Here is a 15,090-nt window from a genome sequence, read left to right as displayed (position 1 = left end):
TTCTGCTCTTTTTTATTTAGCGGTACTACACCGTCATTTCCCAGTTCGACATTTCCAGCCAGTTCTCTTGTTCACGATAATCGGGCATGATTTTCCCGACAAGACGCCAAAAAGACCGGTCATGGTTCATGTGAACCATGTGGCACATTTCATGAACGACTACGTAATCAATGACGTGCTGCGGTGCCATTGCCAGCCGCCAGTTAAAGGTTAGCTGACGCTTGGAATCACACGTGCCCCACGCTTTTTTGCTATCGGAAATCGAAATGGAGCGCGGCTTTGTTTTGAAATGTTTTTGATAGGAGGAGATACTCTTAGTTACTAGCGCTTTACATTGTTGATAGTAAAAGCGTTTGAGCGCTTGTTTTATCGCTTCATCGTTGTGCTGATTGACATAAATCTGAAGCGTGTTCGCTTCAAACACTACAGAATCCTTTGTAATGGTCGAATCGTGATGAATCTGTATCGGATAGTTTTTTCCTACATACAAAAAGCGTTCTCCGTGTTCATAGACTTTTTTCTTTGGTCCATGCGTTCTATCTTTCATTTCGTTTATTTTTTGCTGAATCAATGCCCAGTTGTTCTCTAATAACATACGTACTTGTTCAGTAGACGTTCCTTTAGGAGCAAGGACTTCGACCGTTCCGTATCCGTCTACTTTAATCGCAAAAGAACTTCGGTTTTTATATCGTATTTCGTAATGGATACTCTGATTTGAAAAAGTGTGTATCATGTTATCCTCTATATTGTACGGTTAAGCCTCTTAGAAATTTTCGTGCAAAATTTTCTTTGCACGGTTTGTAATTTTTGTGGCCTTTTTTTCGTAATAAAGCACCTAATTCTGCTTTAGATACACGGATGCCACCGTCATCAAATACTTCTAACATCTCTTCACTGGTTAGGGACAAAGCAATTTTCACTTTCTTTAATAAGACGTTATACATATTTTGATTGCTTTGAACCGGCGCTGGCGGTGCTTGCCCTGGTTTAGGGTCTTGTTTTCCTCTTTTAAAGGTAATAAAACCGTTTAAAAAAGAATCTAACATACTGTTACTGCACGTGATGTGTTCGTCCGCATGAACTGCATCCTCATCTTCTTCGTCCGGTGTTCTCGTAAGGATCTTTAATACGTCTTCTTTTGTTACGTCTACTCCGCCAAGATGAAAGATCTCTACCATTTCTGTATTTTTTAAATCCAAGGCATATCGTAATCTAATTAAAATATCGTTATTATCCATTCTTGCTCCTCCTATAACTTGCTTGCTGTATGTAAAAATCATGACTGCCACAATCTGAACGAACTTGGTTAATATCAGTACAATTATAGTAACAGGTTTCGCTGGAATTCTAGGTTATTCCATTCATTTCTACAAACATATAACTTCTCATATTTATCAGCCTTCGTCAACTCTTGAAAAAGAACGATTTGCTCATATTATGCCCGAACAGACTCTTTACCATAACAAAATTAGGCGGCGCAGTCTGCTAAAGGAAGCAGAGTCAGCTTTATTTTTTCAGAACGGATAGGATAATTTTTGAAGTTGGACGATCCCTTTGTGCTGCTAGAATGATATATCTTACTAAATAAATAGTTTTACGTATTTATTAAGTATGTAATTAGGAGTATGATAGTAGTAAAAAAAGAAAGAGGTCAACAGATGAATTCAACATACTCACCAAGAGAATCAACCAAAATCAAAGCTTTATCCATGCATGCGCTTTTTATCGCACTGACGTTTGTAGCGACAATGTTTATCAACATCAAGCTTCCAATCATGGGTAACGGAGGCCTCATTCATTTAGGCAACGTTCCTCTTTTTATAGCAGCTTTTCTTTACGGTAAAAAAACAGGAGCCATCGCAGGAGCTTTTGGAATGGGGTTATTCGACCTCATCTCCGGCTGGACAGCATGGGCGCCGTTTACGTTTATTATTGTAGGGGCAATGGGCTTTTTAGCAGGTCTTATCTCAGAAAAAGCACCTGGTAAAAGAGCGCTTGTCAACACGCTGGCAGTTGTTGCAGCGCTGATTGTAAAAGTCGTCGGCTACTATTTTGCCGAAGTGATTCTTTACGGTAACTGGATCGTTCCGCTTGGCTCTGTACCAGGAAATGTGATGCAAGTTGTGATAGCGGGTATCATCGTTGTTCCGCTTGTAGCGCGCTTAAAGAATAGAGCGGTACAAATTTAATCGCTCAATCGTAACTTGTTTTACCATTATCCTATCCTTAAGTGATATACTTGATGAAGGTTTATCAAGTGAAAGGAGCGGAAAACACCATGAAATATTTAAAATCACAGATGAAGCAGCTCATTAAAGACAATCAGGAACTGCAAGGTAAGCTGAACGGTTTGATGAAAGAGCACAGTCTAGAAAAAAACTTTGCTCTTAAAGCTTTATACCATGCAGAAGTGGCTGAAGGCGGGAAATATCAGCTTGCCTATCAAGCATTAGACGCCCCGAAAAAGTAATGGCCTTGTTGCTCATTCGTATATTTCTTCATTATAAAAAGGCAGCCAAATCGCGTATTTGGCTGTCTTTTTTAGCAAACAGAATAACATAGCATTATGTTGGCTTTTGCACAACTTCTTTTTAACTGCTTAAATCTTGATAAATAGGGTATTAAAAAATAAATGCTAGCGATCGTTCTAATTATATAAGAAAAGAGGAAAATAGCGATGACCGTATCTGCTTTAGAACAAGCAAAAGTAGAATTACCGAATGGAGAAATACTCAATTACCGAATGAAAAAAGGCGGAAAAGAGGTACTTTTGTTAATTCACGGAAACATGAATTCTTCCCTTAACTGGGATGTGTTGATGAACGAACTTCCAGAACATATCACAGCTTATGCGATCGATTTAAGAGGATTTGGAGACTCCACTTATCATACACCTATCCACACGATTAAAGACTTATCAGATGATGTCAAACTGTTTGCAGATGCTTTAAAGTTGTCTGCTTTTACAATAAGCGGGTGGTCATTAGGAGGAGCAGTCGCTATGCAATATGTGATTGATTATCCGAATGATGCCAAAAAATTAATTCTCTTAAGCTCCGTCAACATCAAAGGCTACCCCATTCCAAGAAGAACGTTTTTAGAACTGCCTATTCCTAACAACTTTATACAAACCAAAGAAGAAGTAAAAGAAGCATTTAGAATGGTCGAAAACGCAAAAGAAACAAAAAACACATGGTTCTTAAAAATGATGCTGCGTCAATTTTTATATACAAAAAATAAGCCGTCTGCTGATCAATTTGAAAAATATTTAGAAGGAACGATCAAGCAGCGAAATTTAATTGATATCAATTACGCACTGATGAGATTTAATATTTCAAACGATTTTAACGGTGTCGTTCAAGGGACAGGAGAAGTCGGAAAAATTACGATTCCTACGATGGTTATTCAAGGAGATGAAGATAAGATGGTTTCGACAAGAGATGCATCTGACATCGCAAAAGGAATAGGGGAAAATGCGACGTTAAAAATTATGAAAGGTGTAGGTCACTGCCCGCTGTTAGATGATTTAAGCAGTTTAATGGACTTATACAACGCTAATTTAAGCAGAGCTTAGAAAAATCGTCCTTAGTAAAAGAAGTTTTATGATTGCTAGATGCAGCATGTTCTAAATTAACAGTAAGAAAAGCACGCTGTTTTTGAGGCAGCAGACAACTAGTGAAGAAAACAAGCCAAAAAACGTAAGGTCTTTTGAAGATGCTTACGTTTTTTATTGAGGACACTTATCTTATTGAATGCTGTTTTTCAAAATAAAGAAACAGATTGGTAATCCATTTTGATAGCAGTATGACACCGAGATAAAATACAAATAAATAACCGTAAGTAGCCCATTCATGCAGCTGGAAAAAGCCAATTCCTGTTAATAATGGTTTAAAAATAAAAGCAAAAAACAAACAAAGAGTAGTTGCATATAAATAATAATTTTTATGATGATTGAGTGTCCATTGATAAAGTAGCATAAAAGCAACGGGAATAAGCGAAGCATCTAAGCTAAAGCTTACGGGTATAACGGTATTCATTTGATAAGGATACGTCCAAAGCCCGTTATAAACGCCAGCGGTATCACTATAGTGAAACCAAACGTGTACGTTAAATCCATAAAACCCTAAGTGAAAGGCTTTTTTTCGGTCAATTAAAAAATAGAGAATGACTAAAGGTAAGATAAAAGCGCCTAAGGTCACCCAAAACTGCCAAGAGCTTGGACTTGAGTAGTGGTGCCAATAGTCCATCCACGTTTTGGAGAGGTTTTCCTGTATGCTATGTATTTTTTCAAGATATTCCTTTTGATTGGTTGTCAACGTGATCCATCCTTTTTAAGTAAGAAAAGTGTTTTTATTTTTAAACTGCCCTTTTCTTAAGGTTTGGATACCTTTCCCTGTTGAGTTGTTTGTATTTTTCTGCACGTCCATTTTCACGTGCCTTTATGCTAAAATAATAGGTATAAAAAAGGAAAAAGAAGGGAACGGATGGATAGTTCTATTTTACACATAGCGATAGCAGTTTTTTTATGATGGCAGGGTTAATCACCCTTTCTTTATCTCGATCATTATCTGATGAATCAATGAAGCCGGTCCGGATTAGAGGGCTTCTTATCCACCTGTACTGGATAGCTAAAAAATGCTTTGGCATATCGTTTGAGCAGTTTGCACGTAAAACGATGTATGTATTCGGGTAATCTGCATACTGGGGTCTATTTTAATGCTCGGAGAAGCTGTTCATCAGCTAATTATGTAAAAAGCAGTTAAAGTGACTGCTTTTTTTGTTTCCATTTTTATGAAACTTTTCATGTGTTTTTTACGTATAAAAGGTATAAATAAAATGGTAGCAAAAAGGAGTGATTTTTTGTCTGAAGAAAAGAAAGCTACTGATTATCTAGGAGTAGGATTAGGCTTGGGCGTTGCGATGGGGGCTTCTCTTGGAATGTTAATGGATAATATCGGGTTTGGTATTGCGATTGGGACATCATTAGGCGTTGTGTTTGGAACGGCAATGAATCAAAGAAGCAAAAAGGAATAAAGTTCTGAAGAAAGGAGTAGAGAATGAAATATTTTGACGAAGCAAAGGAAATATGGTTAAAACATGTTCCGAAAAGCGGGCAGTCGGATGTTGTAGAAGGAGAGGTCATTCGAGCTATTGAAAAGCTTCGCTGTGAAGCCCAAGGCAACGGAAATGCCAATTGGGATAAAGGATTTGAGATGCTGGTGTTATATATATTAGACGTATTAAATGACCCTGCGGTATTTAGCTCAGCTGTTTTAGCAGAAATAAAAGCTGATATTCACATCTTGCTCACTTCTACAGAAGATCCGTATTTGGAAGACGATGTATATGATCGCTTAACCGACCGCGTCATTGAGTGGCATATGGCCAAAGGTGGACCTATTAAAAGAGAAAAAAATCCTCAATTATATAGATGAACAAAAAAAGGAGCTGCTTTAAACGAGCGCTTCTTTTTTTGTTTCTCAATTCCTTGTTCAGTGAACTGATATTTAATTGCATCATGTGCTAAATAATAATGTATAAAAATCAGCGGTTTACATCACAGCAGTGTAGCATAAACTTCATAAAAAATCGATTCATAAGTTGCTGACCTCCCTAAAAAGTTCATAACTGACGCTGTTGCAAACACGTATAAGTAGTGTATCTTTGATTAAATAAAAGATAAAGGAGAAGCGCCTATGTATATTCCAAAGCATTTCAAAATGAATGATGAACAAATCATGTATGATTTTATTGAAGATAATGGATTTGCTACTCTATTTTCGTATCATCACGAAAAGCCTTATGCTACTCATTTGCCTCTGATGCTAAACCGTAAAGAAGGAACTTTATCCGGGCATTTTGCACGTCCGAATCAGCAGTGGAAAGATGCTGAAAATCAAGAAATTTTAGTTGTGTTTCAAGGGCCTCACTGCTACATTTCACCGTCTTGGTATGAAACGAATCAAGCTGTGCCGACATGGAATTACGAAGCTGTTCACGTGTATGGCACGATGAAAATGATTGAAGAACCTAAAGAGCTGCTTGGACTGCTGAGCAAGATGGTAGCGAAGTATGAAAGCCCGAAGAGTACATATACAGTAAATGAAGTTGATTCTGCTTATATAAATGGTTTAAGTAAAGGAATCGTTGGATTTAAAATCGATATTACAAACATGGAAGGCAAGCAAAAGCTAAGTCAAAATCATTCAGTAGAAAGACAGCAGCTAGTCATCGAAAAGTTAGAGCAGACGTCTCGTGAGAATGAACAAAAAGTGGCCGAGCTGATGAAACAAAATGTGCAGCATGTACTTAAAAAGTAAGATCTATTTGAAAAGATAATACACTCATTAAGGCAAAATAAAAAGAAGCTAACGGTGCGTTTAGTTTCTTTTTTATTATATTCACAACTATTTTCTTGTTATTGACAAATAGGCTGTGTATCCTTTAAAATTATCTTTAATTAAAGATGATTTATTTAAAGATATTTTCGTTGGGATTTAAAACGCGTATATATTATGAAAAGAGGCGAAGAAAATGGAATTGTTAGGATTGCACCATGTATCTATTTTGACGGGGAAAGCTGAGAAAAACTATCAGTTTTTCACCAAAGTGTTAGGCATGCGATTAGTAAAAAAAACGGTGAATCAAGATAACACGCAGTCTTACCACCTATTTTATGCAGATGGAGAAGGGACGCCAGGAACGGAAGTAACGTTTTTTGATATCCCGGGGCTTGCAAGAACACATGAAGGTGCATCTGACATTTCAACCGTGTCGCTTCGTGTTAAAAGTACGGATTCTTTATACTTTTGGAAAGAGCGCTTTGAGCAGTACGGAGTAGAATATGAAGAAATAGCTAAAAGAGCTAATCGTGACACGTTAGCATTTAAAGATTTTGAAGGCACACGCTTGCTTCTTGTCGCAGACAACGGTGAAAAAGGCGTAAGAGCCGGCGTCCCGTGGAAGCGTGAAGATATTCCGTTAGAACATGCGATTATCGGATTAGGGCCAGTTACGCTAACGGTAGGCGCGGCAGACCCAACGGTTGACGTACTGACAAACATTATGGGATTTCGCTACGTGAGCTCTTATCCATCTTTTGTAGAAAATCAAGAGGATATTTTGGTTTATGCAACAGGTGAAGGCGGAAGCGGAGCCGAAGTTCATATTGAAACAAGACCTGACTTGCCAAAAGTTCGTCTGGGGCGCGGTGGCGTTCATCACGTTGCCTTCCGTGTTCCAAATGAAGAAGAATACGACAAGTGGGCAAGTCGGTTAAACGAAAACAGCCTGCCGAATTCCGGTAAAGTAGAGAGATACTATTTCAAAGCACTATACTTTAGAGAACCAAACGGCATTTTATTTGAATTATCAACCGACACACCTGGGTTTGCGACCGATGAACCGCTTGAAACGATGGGGCAAACATTAGCACTGCCTCCATTTTTAGAACCTAAGCGCAAAGAAATTGAAGAGAAGCTGAGACCGCTAGATTTAGATGAAACGCTATAAGGTTTGCAGCGATTAAGATATGAAAAAACTCCAGTGTTTGTACTGGAGTTTTTTGGGTTAACACTCATCGTGGCAGAAATTGAAACCACATGCACCAATAATAATGAGTAAAATAAACAGTACGATGATAATGGCAAAACCACTACCTCTGTGGCAAGGAACGCTATATCCACATTCAGGAACCATATATCCATAGTCCGGCATTGTATATCCGCAGTGTGGAATCATATGATCATAAGCAGGAGCAGTGTAGGCGTGGTGAGCCATAGCAGGTGAGAACGGCATGTTTTCATTAGAACTAAAAGGTGCGTTTACGTTATTATGCATTTTAATATCTTCCCTTCGTTTATAAAACTTTTATAAAGCTTTGATAACTTATTCATATGTTCCAAGGTCCTTATATGAAGCTTATTCACAGCCCAATTATGGTTAATTAACTATATTTTATGCTGAATGGGGAGATAAAGCGGTGAGTTTTACGGTGTTTGTGGCTTTTGGAGCTATGTTAGAAGGGAAGGGGGTTACCTGTTTTTGATTGTATACCGCTGTTTCTAGAAATGCTTATGATGAACGTTTTGATTTTCTTAATTCTATATCGTATACGTACCCAAGCTTTCGATGGTCCATAACATCTTTTGGAGTTGTATCCCAAGGATACATGAAGTCTCTAAAGTTTTGACCGAAAGGCCCGTTTTTCATCGGCTGATAGTTTTGATTGCGATGAACAATTTGCCATACAGCCCAAATACGATCTACATTTGCGTGGTGTAAAAAGAAAACCGGATCATTTGGAGCAGTAGGAACAACGCCCATCTGTCCGCCGACCCAGCGATGTACACGATTGTGAAGCTGCGGCCCGTTAATAAATCCTTCAAGCTGATTACGAAAGCTGTTTTGGCTCGTCATATCCCAAGGCGGCGTATCATATTGAGTTATTTTTAAAGCATTAAGAACATCATCTCGAGTAGGGAGTGTAGGTGCTTCTTTCGTTGCGCCAAAATTACGTTTTAACCCTCCAGCAGGATTTCCTTGCTCATCGATCGTCGTCCAGCGCCCAGCTGCAAACGGACCGGTATCAACGATAAAATCTTTTTTGGGATTTCCGTTTCCGCCCATAAAATCTGTGCTCCAAATTTTTGATTGTGATGGATCTTGCATTTGTGCATCCGTTTCCCATTCCCAATAAGGAATCGTTACTTCTGGATTGATTGACTGAAGGTCACGCTCAAATCGTAAAAGGTATTCACGATGCCATGGCAAAAAAGCAGAACTCATATGTGCTGCATTTCGATCGCTGCCCGGAGGCGTATGAAATTTACCTGCTGCGCCATGCCAGGCTATATAGCGGTCATATATTCCTTTTTCCTTTAGTATTAGCACAGCACGAATAAAATCTCTTTTTTCCGTGACGGTAAGATGCAATACGTTTTTTCTAACTCTGTATTTGTTACTCATTTTTTAACCTCTTTCTAAAAAAACAAGCAAGGGACTGTTTCTTTTTTATATTTAAAATATGTCCAAGAGGTAAAAGTGCGACTGTAAATTTACAGAGACTTTTTTAAAGGTGTAAATCTTAAATAGAGGTAAAATCAAAAAAAGCAGGCATGCGCCTGCTTTTTTTCACTGTAGTATTATTAATGACCAATTGGATACATAGTCGTTACGCTGTAGTCGTAGTCTTTACCTCTGTAGTCGGTATACACAACTCTAACTTCTTGGTTTAAAGAACTAATATACTTTTCTTTAACGTAGTTGCCAGATTTATTGTTGGTGCCGTCGTCACCTTCATTGATCACTTCTTCAGCAATCGACATCGCTTGTTTTTCATTTAAATATTTGCTGAACTGGCTTTTACCGTGGTAATTGTCTGCGCCTGGTTGTTGCATATGAGCGACGATGTGACAATATCCGTATTTATCATTTCCTTCTTGTAAAACAAGTTCTTTGCCGGTAAATAACCTGTCGCTTTGAGTCTCGGCTGAGCACTCGTTGCTTGATGTAGCGTCCGATGTGCTACTCGATGTACTGCTTGAATTTTCATGCTGCTGAATGAGGGAAATCGGCGAGTTGTTGGTAAATACAGCGATGAGGGCAATCACAAGTGCTACAATAGTGTATAGTATTTTGCTGTTTTTAAAAAAATCCATTCCTTTATGCGTCTCCTTTTTGAATCAACGTTAAAATCAAATCAACTTTCTTTTCTAGCTGATCAATTAAGTTTTGTTTTACTTGTTCTGATTGTAATAAAGCGCTTCTTAGTTCGTCCATATCTTTTTGCATATACGCACGGTCTTCTTTTTCTTGCTGCAGCTCTTTTTGAAGAGCGTGTATCGTAGACAGCAATTCTTTATCTTGGTTCATTTCTGAGTTCACCGCCTCTGTGTTGATAAAAAGCAACTTATGCCCACTATATAAAATACCACTATCTCCGCTGTAAATCGACTATTTGGATAGGAAATGAGTCCTCCTGGATGAGGTTTTAGCAGGATATTGCTAGTTGAGAGGAGAATAGTATGGTTTACAGTAGATAGATAAGCTGCGCAGAAAAGAGGGAAGAAAATGTTTCCGGAATTAGAGACAAAACGGCTGATATTAAGAAAAATTGTAGAAGATGATGCGGGCGAAATTTTAGAATGCTTTTCTGATGAAGAGGTGCTGCGCTATTACGGGCAAGAAGCTTTAGAATCGATCAACCAAGTGAAGGAGATCATTAAGAATTTTTCCAAAGAATACGAAGAAAAGCAATTAATTAAATGGGGGATTCAGCTAAAAGGAAAAGAGAAGCTGATTGGAACAATAGGGTTTCAATAGTGGTCTCCTGGGCATAAGAAAGCAAACGTAAGCTATGCTCTTTTTCCGGAGTATTGGAACAAAGGATACGCAATAGAAGCCGTTCATGAAGCGATTTCTTATGGCTTCCATGAACTTCAATTAAATCGTATATGAGCGATTGTATTTCCGCAAAATAGCGGATCTAGCGCTTTGTTAAGCAAAGTAGGATTTAAAAAAGAAGGGACGTTAAGAGAGTACCTGTACCAAAACAATATCCCGTTTGATACATATGTTTATTCGCTGCTGCGCGAGGAAGCAAAGATATAATTGCAAGCATAAAAAAAGGAACACGGGGAGATGTTCCTTTTTTTATGCTTATATTTGTTATTAGAACGTACGTGCAGCTTCTTTAGCGCGAGCAATGCCGTCTTCTTTAATTTCTTGTGCTTTATCTGGCATTGCAGCCTGTCCTTCTACAAATAGGCTTCCGATAGATGGAACGCCGAAGAAGTTCATCATAATGCGCATATAGCGGTGACCCATTTCCAGTTCACCAGCAGGGCCGCGAGAATAAATACCGCCGTTTGCTTGAATATGGAACGCTTTTTTATCTGTTAATAGACCAACAGAACCTTCTGCTGTATATTTAAATGATTTTCCAGCTACTGCTACAGCATCTAAGTATGCTTTCATCACTGGTGGGAATGAGAAGTTCCACATTGGTGTAACAAATACATATTTGTCTGCTTGAGCAAATTGGTCACTTAACTCGTTTAAGCGAGCAACTTTACGCTGTTCTTCAGGAGTAAGCGCGTCAAATTCTGCGCCGCTTCCAAGTTTGCCCCATCCGCTGAATACATCGCCGTCGATGTGAGGGATATGTTCTTGATATAAATTAACGTGAACTACTTCATCCGTTGGATTTACTTCTTTATACTCATTAATAAATGCGTCTCCCGCAGCCATACTGAATGATTGCGTAGCATCGTTAGGGTTTGCTGTAATATATAATACTTTTGCCATAATTTTTTTCACCTTTCCGTCTTCAATATATAAATGTTGTTTCATGAATTAAAGATAATATGTTCGAAAACATCTACTACGTTATTAATAGTAACTTACGTAATAAATTTAGTCAAAGGTTTTTTATTGGGTTTTATCATTTTTAAAACTTTTTTTGCTGATAACATATTTTCTATTTTTATGCCTAAACCCTTTTTAAAAAAAGGGTTTAGAAGTCTTGCGGTACGATTTTAAATGTTATGATTTGAAAATAAATATCTTTTTTTGAAAGTGAATAATTTAAAAAAGAAAACATATATTTACATAACCTACGTTATGAATAGTAACAAAAAAACGCAGCGTTTCATCTTTCCTTTAAACCTATTTTCAGCGTGAAACGAGCAGGAAGGAGAGGATTATTTCAAGGGAAATATAAAGGAGGGAAGGGTAAAGAAAAAGACCTCGATCTGCTTCGAGGTCTTTTTGATTTCTATTGAATTTAAAACGTCTTGGCCATTGAATGGGCTTTTTGGATGGCGTTTTCTTTGATTTGCGGAACTTGATCTGGAAACTTTACTTGGCCTTCAATAATAATGCTTTCGAAGGCTTCAATTCCAAAGAAGTCCATCATAATTTCTAAATAGCGATGACCCATTTCTCTTGCCATTTCAGGGCCTTCGGAATACACGTCTCCGCGAGACTGAATGTGAATCGCTTTTTTTCCTTTAAGCAATCCCTGAGCGCCTTCTTTTGTATATGTAAAGGTTTTACCTGACACGGTAATCGCATCAATGTACGTTTTCATAATCGCAGGAACGGAGAAATTCCACATTGGCGTGACAAAAATATATTTGTCAGCGAGTACGAACTGTCCGCCTAGTTCAGCTAATCGTCCCACTTTTAATCGTTCATCCGTTGATAAATCCTGGATGGAAGAGTGAGAACGAAGCTTTTTCCAGCCGTTAAATACGTCTGCATCTAAGTATGGAATATCTGCTTGATATAAATCTAAATGAACCACATCATCTTCTGGATGTGTTTGTTTATACACGTCAATAAATTCTTTCCCAACAGCCATGCTAAGTGATTCGTCTTCAGCTAAAGGGTGTGCAGTAATATAGAGAACATTTGCCATGATGCTCATCCTTTCTATGGAGTAGTTTTATTAATCTTGGACCCAGCTTTCTGCCCACTGGCTAATCGGCCCTAATATTTTGCCTAGCTCTGTTCCTTTTTGAGTCAGCGAATATTCAGAACGAATAGGGCGGTCCGGAATGACATTTCGGACAACAATTCCGTGGTCTTCAAGCTCTTTAATGCGTTCTGTCAAAAGCCTTCTGCTTAAGGCTGGTATACTTTCATTTAATTCACTAAAGCGCTTAGGACCGCTCATCAGTACATAAATGATTAATCCTGTCCACTTCTTTCCAATAAGTTCAAAACTCTTTTCTACTTTAGGTTGAATATCTTTTGGTTCGTCCATATTACGTATCCTCCTTCAAACAATATGGATGAAAAATAACTTATGCATTTATTGTAACAGAAAAAGCGTAAAAACATGTGGAAACTTTGGGTGATGCAGGGGAAATTGAATAATTTCACTAGTATTTGTACCTTGCTATTCGCTTCTTGAAAACTTTTCACACATAGGCTTGTCACAGCATACGATGTACGAATTCACTTGAAGAAAAGGTGGTATGGTCATGGCAGGAGTTATTAATATCTGTAACACAAGAATTAATGGCATGGCAAGAAACGGGTCAATGAATTTTGGAGAAGTGCTTCACAACGGACACACGGCAGATGTTAAATCTGTTGGAATCAATTCAACATACGGAGACATTTCAGCTGCTTGTGCGCGAATGAAAAACACAAATATGGATGCAGATATATTTGATCAAACCGCTGTTGCGAATGTTGATAACGCATATGGCAATCAGATATAGAAATGAGCAGCTTATACCAGATAAGGTTATAAGCTGCTTGTTAGCTTGTCTTTTTTCTAGGCGCATACTGGACAAGCTTCTGAACTTTTTCATTGTTGTACGATAAAACTAATTCCTTTATATTAGTGATAAAAAGGTGGTAAGGTATGACATGTGCAAGGAAGAGGAGAAACTATAAAAAGAAGCGCTCTAGACACATTATAATGCTAGTTCATCTGTTTAACCTTAATAAAATTGGCAAAAAATGAATCTTTTTAGGGTATGATTCGTACTAGTAAATAGATACATAATTTTGATGAAGAAAAGAGGTAATACATTGAGAAACAAAGGTTTGATCGCTACGATTGTTGTGTTAGTGCTCATTGTAATTTACGGAGTAAGCTCTTACAATGGCCTCGTTAGCGCAGAGGAAGATGTAGATAATAAATTTTCCCAAGTGGATAACCAACTAAAAAGACGATCTGATTTAATTCCTAACTTAGTGGAAACGGTAAAAGGCTACGCTAAGCATGAACAGGAAGCAATTGATTCAGTCACTCAGGCAAGAGCGCAGCTAGCGGGAGCGAAAACGCCTCAAGATAAAGCTGATGCGGATCAGCAATTAAGCGGCGCATTAAATCGCCTGCTTGTAGTGGTTGAAAAGTATCCGGATTTAAAAGCAAATGAAAACTTCAGAAGCTTGATGGATAGCTTAGAAGGAACGGAAAATCGACTCGCTGTAGCGCGTAAAGACTATAATGATGAAGTTGCAAAATATAATAAATCCGTTAAGGGATTTCCTAAAAACATGTTCGCGCGCACGTTTGGGTTTGATGAAAAATCATATTTTGAAGTAACAAATGAAGAAAAACAAGCGCCGAAAGTTGATTTCGGGAGCGATAAGTGATGAAATTTCTTGCTTCGTTTGCTTTATTATTATCTCTTTTATGTAATACGGTAAGCGTTGCTTTTGCTGCACCTGATATCCCAAATCCGGTAGGCGATATTTACGTTCAAGATTTTGCTCATCTGTTAAATGACCAGGAAAAAGCGGATATCAATCAAATGGGCAGAAAGTTAGATGATGAAACGAAAGCTCAAGTAGCGATTCTTACGGTGAATTCATTAGGTGATTCGGATGTAGAAGAGTACGCAAATGAAGCGTTTCGAAAGTACAAACTTGGTGATAAAAAGCTGAACAATGGCGTTCTTATTTTGCTCGCTAAAAAAGAACGAAAAATTCGAATCGAAGTAGGGTATGGGTTAGAAGGAGCTATCACCGATATCAAATCTGGAGAAATCATTGACTCTTATGCTATTCCTAACTTAAAAAACGGAAAATACGATACGGCGCTAGAAAGCACATACAAAGCTGTTTATAACCAAGTCGTAAAAGAGTATGATTTAGGAACAGATTTTGAACAAAAAGTGCCAAAAGCAGCTCCTCCTTCTGATAGCGGTGTTCATTTCACAACCCTTCAAACGCTGCTGATTGCAGCCGTTATTGTGGGCTTACTTATCATTGACTTCGTCTTTTTTAAAGGAGCAATTACGCAATTTCTTCTAAACTTCCTTGTGATGTTTGGAGGAAGAGGCGGCGGAGGTGGCGGCAGTGGAAGCGGTCCTCGAGGAGGTGGAGGCGGCAGCTCTGGAGGCGGCGGAGCGAACCGGGGCTGGTAAACAGATAAGAGTAAAAAGAGGCTGAGATAAAATTAGGTTAGTTGAAAGCAGATCCGAACGAGATGGATTCTTGATTGAGAATCCAACGCGTTCGGATTTTTTGTTTGTATGTTTATAGCTAAAAAATAGATTTTTTCCATTGTATAAGCATAATCAAAAAAAATTAGGGAACTAAGAAAAAAGTTAGAGATTTACAAAT

General features: G+C 38.2%; 21 protein-coding genes and 1 pseudogene. 12 read left to right on the top strand and 10 right to left on the bottom strand.

The window, feature by feature from the left end; translation table 11 throughout:
• Positions 1 to 25: 25 nt before the first annotated feature.
• Together MMB68_RS09035 and MMB68_RS09030 are read right to left on the bottom strand one after the other, a co-directional pair.
• Positions 26 to 733: a M48 family metallopeptidase gene (locus MMB68_RS09035; RefSeq protein WP_221785445.1), complete on the bottom strand. Its 708-nt coding sequence runs from the start codon at positions 731 to 733 to the stop codon at positions 26 to 28.
• A 1-nt stretch (position 734) separates the two neighbouring features.
• Complete coding sequence (locus MMB68_RS09030) at positions 735 to 1,238, bottom strand: YehS family protein (RefSeq protein WP_221785446.1); 504 nt, start codon at positions 1,236 to 1,238, stop codon at positions 735 to 737.
• A gap of 420 nt (positions 1,239 to 1,658) precedes the next feature.
• On the opposite strand from MMB68_RS09030, the gene MMB68_RS09025 reads away from it, so the two are divergent.
• The 3 genes from MMB68_RS09025 (at position 1,659) to phaZ (ending at position 3,574) form a co-directional block, all read left to right on the top strand.
• Complete coding sequence (locus MMB68_RS09025; RefSeq protein ID WP_221785447.1) at positions 1,659 to 2,189, top strand: ECF transporter S component; 531 nt, start codon at positions 1,659 to 1,661, stop codon at positions 2,187 to 2,189.
• An 89-nt stretch (positions 2,190 to 2,278) separates the two neighbouring features.
• Positions 2,279 to 2,470 (top strand): hypothetical protein, encoded by a 192-nt coding sequence (locus MMB68_RS09020; protein WP_013058089.1) that lies wholly within the window; start codon positions 2,279 to 2,281, stop codon positions 2,468 to 2,470.
• A 207-nt stretch (positions 2,471 to 2,677) separates the two neighbouring features.
• On the top strand, positions 2,678 to 3,574 hold the full coding sequence (gene phaZ, locus MMB68_RS09015; RefSeq protein ID WP_221785448.1) for an intracellular short-chain-length polyhydroxyalkanoate depolymerase: 897 nt from the start codon (positions 2,678 to 2,680) through the stop codon (positions 3,572 to 3,574).
• Positions 3,575 to 3,740: 166 nt separating this feature from the next.
• Here phaZ and MMB68_RS09010 read toward each other — a convergent pair whose 3' ends face one another.
• Complete coding sequence (locus MMB68_RS09010) at positions 3,741 to 4,316, bottom strand: CBO0543 family protein (protein ID WP_277447511.1); 576 nt, start codon at positions 4,314 to 4,316, stop codon at positions 3,741 to 3,743.
• A 209-nt stretch (positions 4,317 to 4,525) separates the two neighbouring features.
• Between MMB68_RS09010 and MMB68_RS09005 the strand changes: the two genes are divergently transcribed.
• The 5 genes from MMB68_RS09005 to MMB68_RS08985 all read left to right on the top strand — a co-directional run bounded on the left by MMB68_RS09005 (position 4,526) and on the right by MMB68_RS08985 (position 7,512).
• Positions 4,526 to 4,693 carry a hypothetical protein gene (locus MMB68_RS09005; RefSeq protein ID WP_277447512.1) on the top strand — a complete coding sequence of 56 codons (168 nt, stop codon included), beginning with the start codon at positions 4,526 to 4,528 and terminating at the stop codon, positions 4,691 to 4,693.
• A gap of 167 nt (positions 4,694 to 4,860) precedes the next feature.
• The gene (locus tag MMB68_RS09000) at positions 4,861 to 5,034 is read left to right on the top strand and encodes a glycine zipper domain-containing protein (RefSeq protein ID WP_221785451.1); all 174 of its coding nucleotides are present in this window, start codon (positions 4,861 to 4,863) and stop codon (positions 5,032 to 5,034) included.
• A gap of 23 nt (positions 5,035 to 5,057) precedes the next feature.
• Positions 5,058 to 5,435, top strand: a complete 378-nt coding sequence (locus MMB68_RS08995) for a hypothetical protein (RefSeq protein WP_277548631.1) — start codon at positions 5,058 to 5,060, stop codon at positions 5,433 to 5,435.
• A gap of 261 nt (positions 5,436 to 5,696) precedes the next feature.
• Positions 5,697 to 6,320: an FMN-binding negative transcriptional regulator gene (locus tag MMB68_RS08990; RefSeq protein WP_277447515.1), complete on the top strand. Its 624-nt coding sequence runs from the start codon at positions 5,697 to 5,699 to the stop codon at positions 6,318 to 6,320.
• 214 nt (positions 6,321 to 6,534) lie between these two features.
• Positions 6,535 to 7,512, top strand: a complete 978-nt coding sequence (locus MMB68_RS08985) for a ring-cleaving dioxygenase (protein ID WP_221812754.1) — start codon at positions 6,535 to 6,537, stop codon at positions 7,510 to 7,512.
• 57 nt (positions 7,513 to 7,569) lie between these two features.
• On the opposite strand, the gene MMB68_RS08980 is transcribed toward MMB68_RS08985, so the two are convergent.
• From MMB68_RS08980 to MMB68_RS08965, 4 genes are all read right to left on the bottom strand, one after another.
• Complete coding sequence (locus MMB68_RS08980) at positions 7,570 to 7,779, bottom strand: YjcZ family sporulation protein (RefSeq protein ID WP_372452358.1); 210 nt, start codon at positions 7,777 to 7,779, stop codon at positions 7,570 to 7,572.
• A 294-nt stretch (positions 7,780 to 8,073) separates the two neighbouring features.
• A complete protein-coding gene (locus tag MMB68_RS08975) occupies positions 8,074 to 8,967 on the bottom strand; it encodes a tyrosinase family protein (protein ID WP_221812753.1) in 894 nt (297 codons plus the stop codon).
• A gap of 179 nt (positions 8,968 to 9,146) precedes the next feature.
• Positions 9,147 to 9,659 carry an LPS export ABC transporter periplasmic protein LptC gene (lptC, locus tag MMB68_RS08970; protein WP_221812752.1) on the bottom strand — a complete coding sequence of 171 codons (513 nt, stop codon included), beginning with the start codon at positions 9,657 to 9,659 and terminating at the stop codon, positions 9,147 to 9,149.
• Positions 9,660 to 9,663: 4 nt separating this feature from the next.
• On the bottom strand, positions 9,664 to 9,873 hold the full coding sequence (locus MMB68_RS08965; protein ID WP_221812751.1) for a hypothetical protein: 210 nt from the start codon (positions 9,871 to 9,873) through the stop codon (positions 9,664 to 9,666).
• Between the two features lie 198 nt (positions 9,874 to 10,071).
• Between MMB68_RS08965 and MMB68_RS08960 the strand changes: the two are divergent.
• Positions 10,072 to 10,611: pseudogene (locus tag MMB68_RS08960) on the top strand (GNAT family N-acetyltransferase).
• Between the two features lie 60 nt (positions 10,612 to 10,671).
• On the opposite strand, the gene MMB68_RS08955 reads toward MMB68_RS08960, so the two are convergent.
• The 3 genes from MMB68_RS08955 to MMB68_RS08945 all read right to left on the bottom strand — a co-directional run bounded on the left by MMB68_RS08955 (position 10,672) and on the right by MMB68_RS08945 (position 12,769).
• Complete coding sequence (locus tag MMB68_RS08955; protein ID WP_221812750.1) at positions 10,672 to 11,307, bottom strand: FMN-dependent NADH-azoreductase; 636 nt, start codon at positions 11,305 to 11,307, stop codon at positions 10,672 to 10,674.
• A 478-nt stretch (positions 11,308 to 11,785) separates the two neighbouring features.
• On the bottom strand, positions 11,786 to 12,421 hold the full coding sequence (locus MMB68_RS08950) for an FMN-dependent NADH-azoreductase (RefSeq protein ID WP_221812749.1): 636 nt from the start codon (positions 12,419 to 12,421) through the stop codon (positions 11,786 to 11,788).
• A 30-nt stretch (positions 12,422 to 12,451) separates the two neighbouring features.
• Positions 12,452 to 12,769, bottom strand: a complete 318-nt coding sequence (locus MMB68_RS08945) for a winged helix-turn-helix transcriptional regulator (protein WP_013058076.1) — start codon at positions 12,767 to 12,769, stop codon at positions 12,452 to 12,454.
• 220 nt (positions 12,770 to 12,989) lie between these two features.
• Here MMB68_RS08945 and MMB68_RS08940 point away from each other — a divergent pair, with 220 nt between their 5' ends.
• The 3 genes from MMB68_RS08940 (at position 12,990) to MMB68_RS08930 (ending at position 14,891) form a co-directional block, all read left to right on the top strand.
• Positions 12,990 to 13,232 carry a spore germination protein gene (locus MMB68_RS08940; protein WP_221812748.1) on the top strand — a complete coding sequence of 81 codons (243 nt, stop codon included), beginning with the start codon at positions 12,990 to 12,992 and terminating at the stop codon, positions 13,230 to 13,232.
• Positions 13,233 to 13,548: 316 nt separating this feature from the next.
• A complete protein-coding gene (locus tag MMB68_RS08935; RefSeq protein ID WP_221785459.1) occupies positions 13,549 to 14,118 on the top strand; it encodes a LemA family protein in 570 nt (189 codons plus the stop codon).
• Positions 14,118 to 14,891 carry a TPM domain-containing protein gene (locus MMB68_RS08930; RefSeq protein ID WP_277548597.1) on the top strand — a complete coding sequence of 258 codons (774 nt, stop codon included), beginning with the start codon at positions 14,118 to 14,120 and terminating at the stop codon, positions 14,889 to 14,891. Before MMB68_RS08935 ends, MMB68_RS08930 begins: the two co-directional genes overlap by 1 nt.
• Positions 14,892 to 15,090: the final 199 nt, after the last annotated feature.

Origin of the sequence: Priestia sp. Y58 (genome assembly GCF_029522095.1) — a bacterium.
Classification (GTDB): domain Bacteria; phylum Bacillota; class Bacilli; order Bacillales; family Bacillaceae_H; genus Priestia; species Priestia megaterium_E.
This window is presented reverse-complemented; position numbering and strand designations above follow the sequence as displayed.

Bases quoted from the DNA above. Each gene is read 5' to 3' on its own strand.
- MMB68_RS09020 (WP_013058089.1), top strand. From the start codon at position 2,279: ATGAAATATTTAAAATCACAGATGAAGCAGCTCATTAAAGACAATCAG.
- MMB68_RS08940 (WP_221812748.1), top strand. From the start codon at position 12,990: ATGGCAGGAGTTATTAATATCTGTAACACAAGAATTAATGGCATGGCA.
- MMB68_RS09030 (WP_221785446.1), bottom strand. From the start codon at position 1,238: ATGGATAATAACGATATTTTAATTAGATTACGATATGCCTTGGATTTA.
- MMB68_RS08955 (WP_221812750.1), bottom strand. From the start codon at position 11,307: ATGGCAAAAGTATTATATATTACAGCAAACCCTAACGATGCTACGCAA.
- phaZ (WP_221785448.1), top strand. From the start codon at position 2,678: ATGACCGTATCTGCTTTAGAACAAGCAAAAGTAGAATTACCGAATGGA.
- MMB68_RS08965 (WP_221812751.1), bottom strand. From the start codon at position 9,873: ATGAACCAAGATAAAGAATTGCTGTCTACGATACACGCTCTTCAAAAA.
- MMB68_RS08930 (WP_277548597.1), top strand. From the start codon at position 14,118: ATGAAATTTCTTGCTTCGTTTGCTTTATTATTATCTCTTTTATGTAAT.
- MMB68_RS08975 (WP_221812753.1), bottom strand. From the start codon at position 8,967: ATGAGTAACAAATACAGAGTTAGAAAAAACGTATTGCATCTTACCGTC.
- MMB68_RS08995 (WP_277548631.1), top strand. From the start codon at position 5,058: ATGAAATATTTTGACGAAGCAAAGGAAATATGGTTAAAACATGTTCCG.
- MMB68_RS09005 (WP_277447512.1), top strand. From the start codon at position 4,526: ATGATGGCAGGGTTAATCACCCTTTCTTTATCTCGATCATTATCTGAT.
- MMB68_RS08945 (WP_013058076.1), bottom strand. From the start codon at position 12,769: ATGGACGAACCAAAAGATATTCAACCTAAAGTAGAAAAGAGTTTTGAA.
- lptC (WP_221812752.1), bottom strand. From the start codon at position 9,659: ATGGATTTTTTTAAAAACAGCAAAATACTATACACTATTGTAGCACTT.
- MMB68_RS09025 (WP_221785447.1), top strand. From the start codon at position 1,659: ATGAATTCAACATACTCACCAAGAGAATCAACCAAAATCAAAGCTTTA.
- MMB68_RS08990 (WP_277447515.1), top strand. From the start codon at position 5,697: ATGTATATTCCAAAGCATTTCAAAATGAATGATGAACAAATCATGTAT.
- MMB68_RS08980 (WP_372452358.1), bottom strand. From the start codon at position 7,779: ATGGCTCACCACGCCTACACTGCTCCTGCTTATGATCATATGATTCCA.
- MMB68_RS09035 (WP_221785445.1), bottom strand. From the start codon at position 733: ATGATACACACTTTTTCAAATCAGAGTATCCATTACGAAATACGATAT.
- MMB68_RS08985 (WP_221812754.1), top strand. From the start codon at position 6,535: ATGGAATTGTTAGGATTGCACCATGTATCTATTTTGACGGGGAAAGCT.
- MMB68_RS08950 (WP_221812749.1), bottom strand. From the start codon at position 12,421: ATGGCAAATGTTCTCTATATTACTGCACACCCTTTAGCTGAAGACGAA.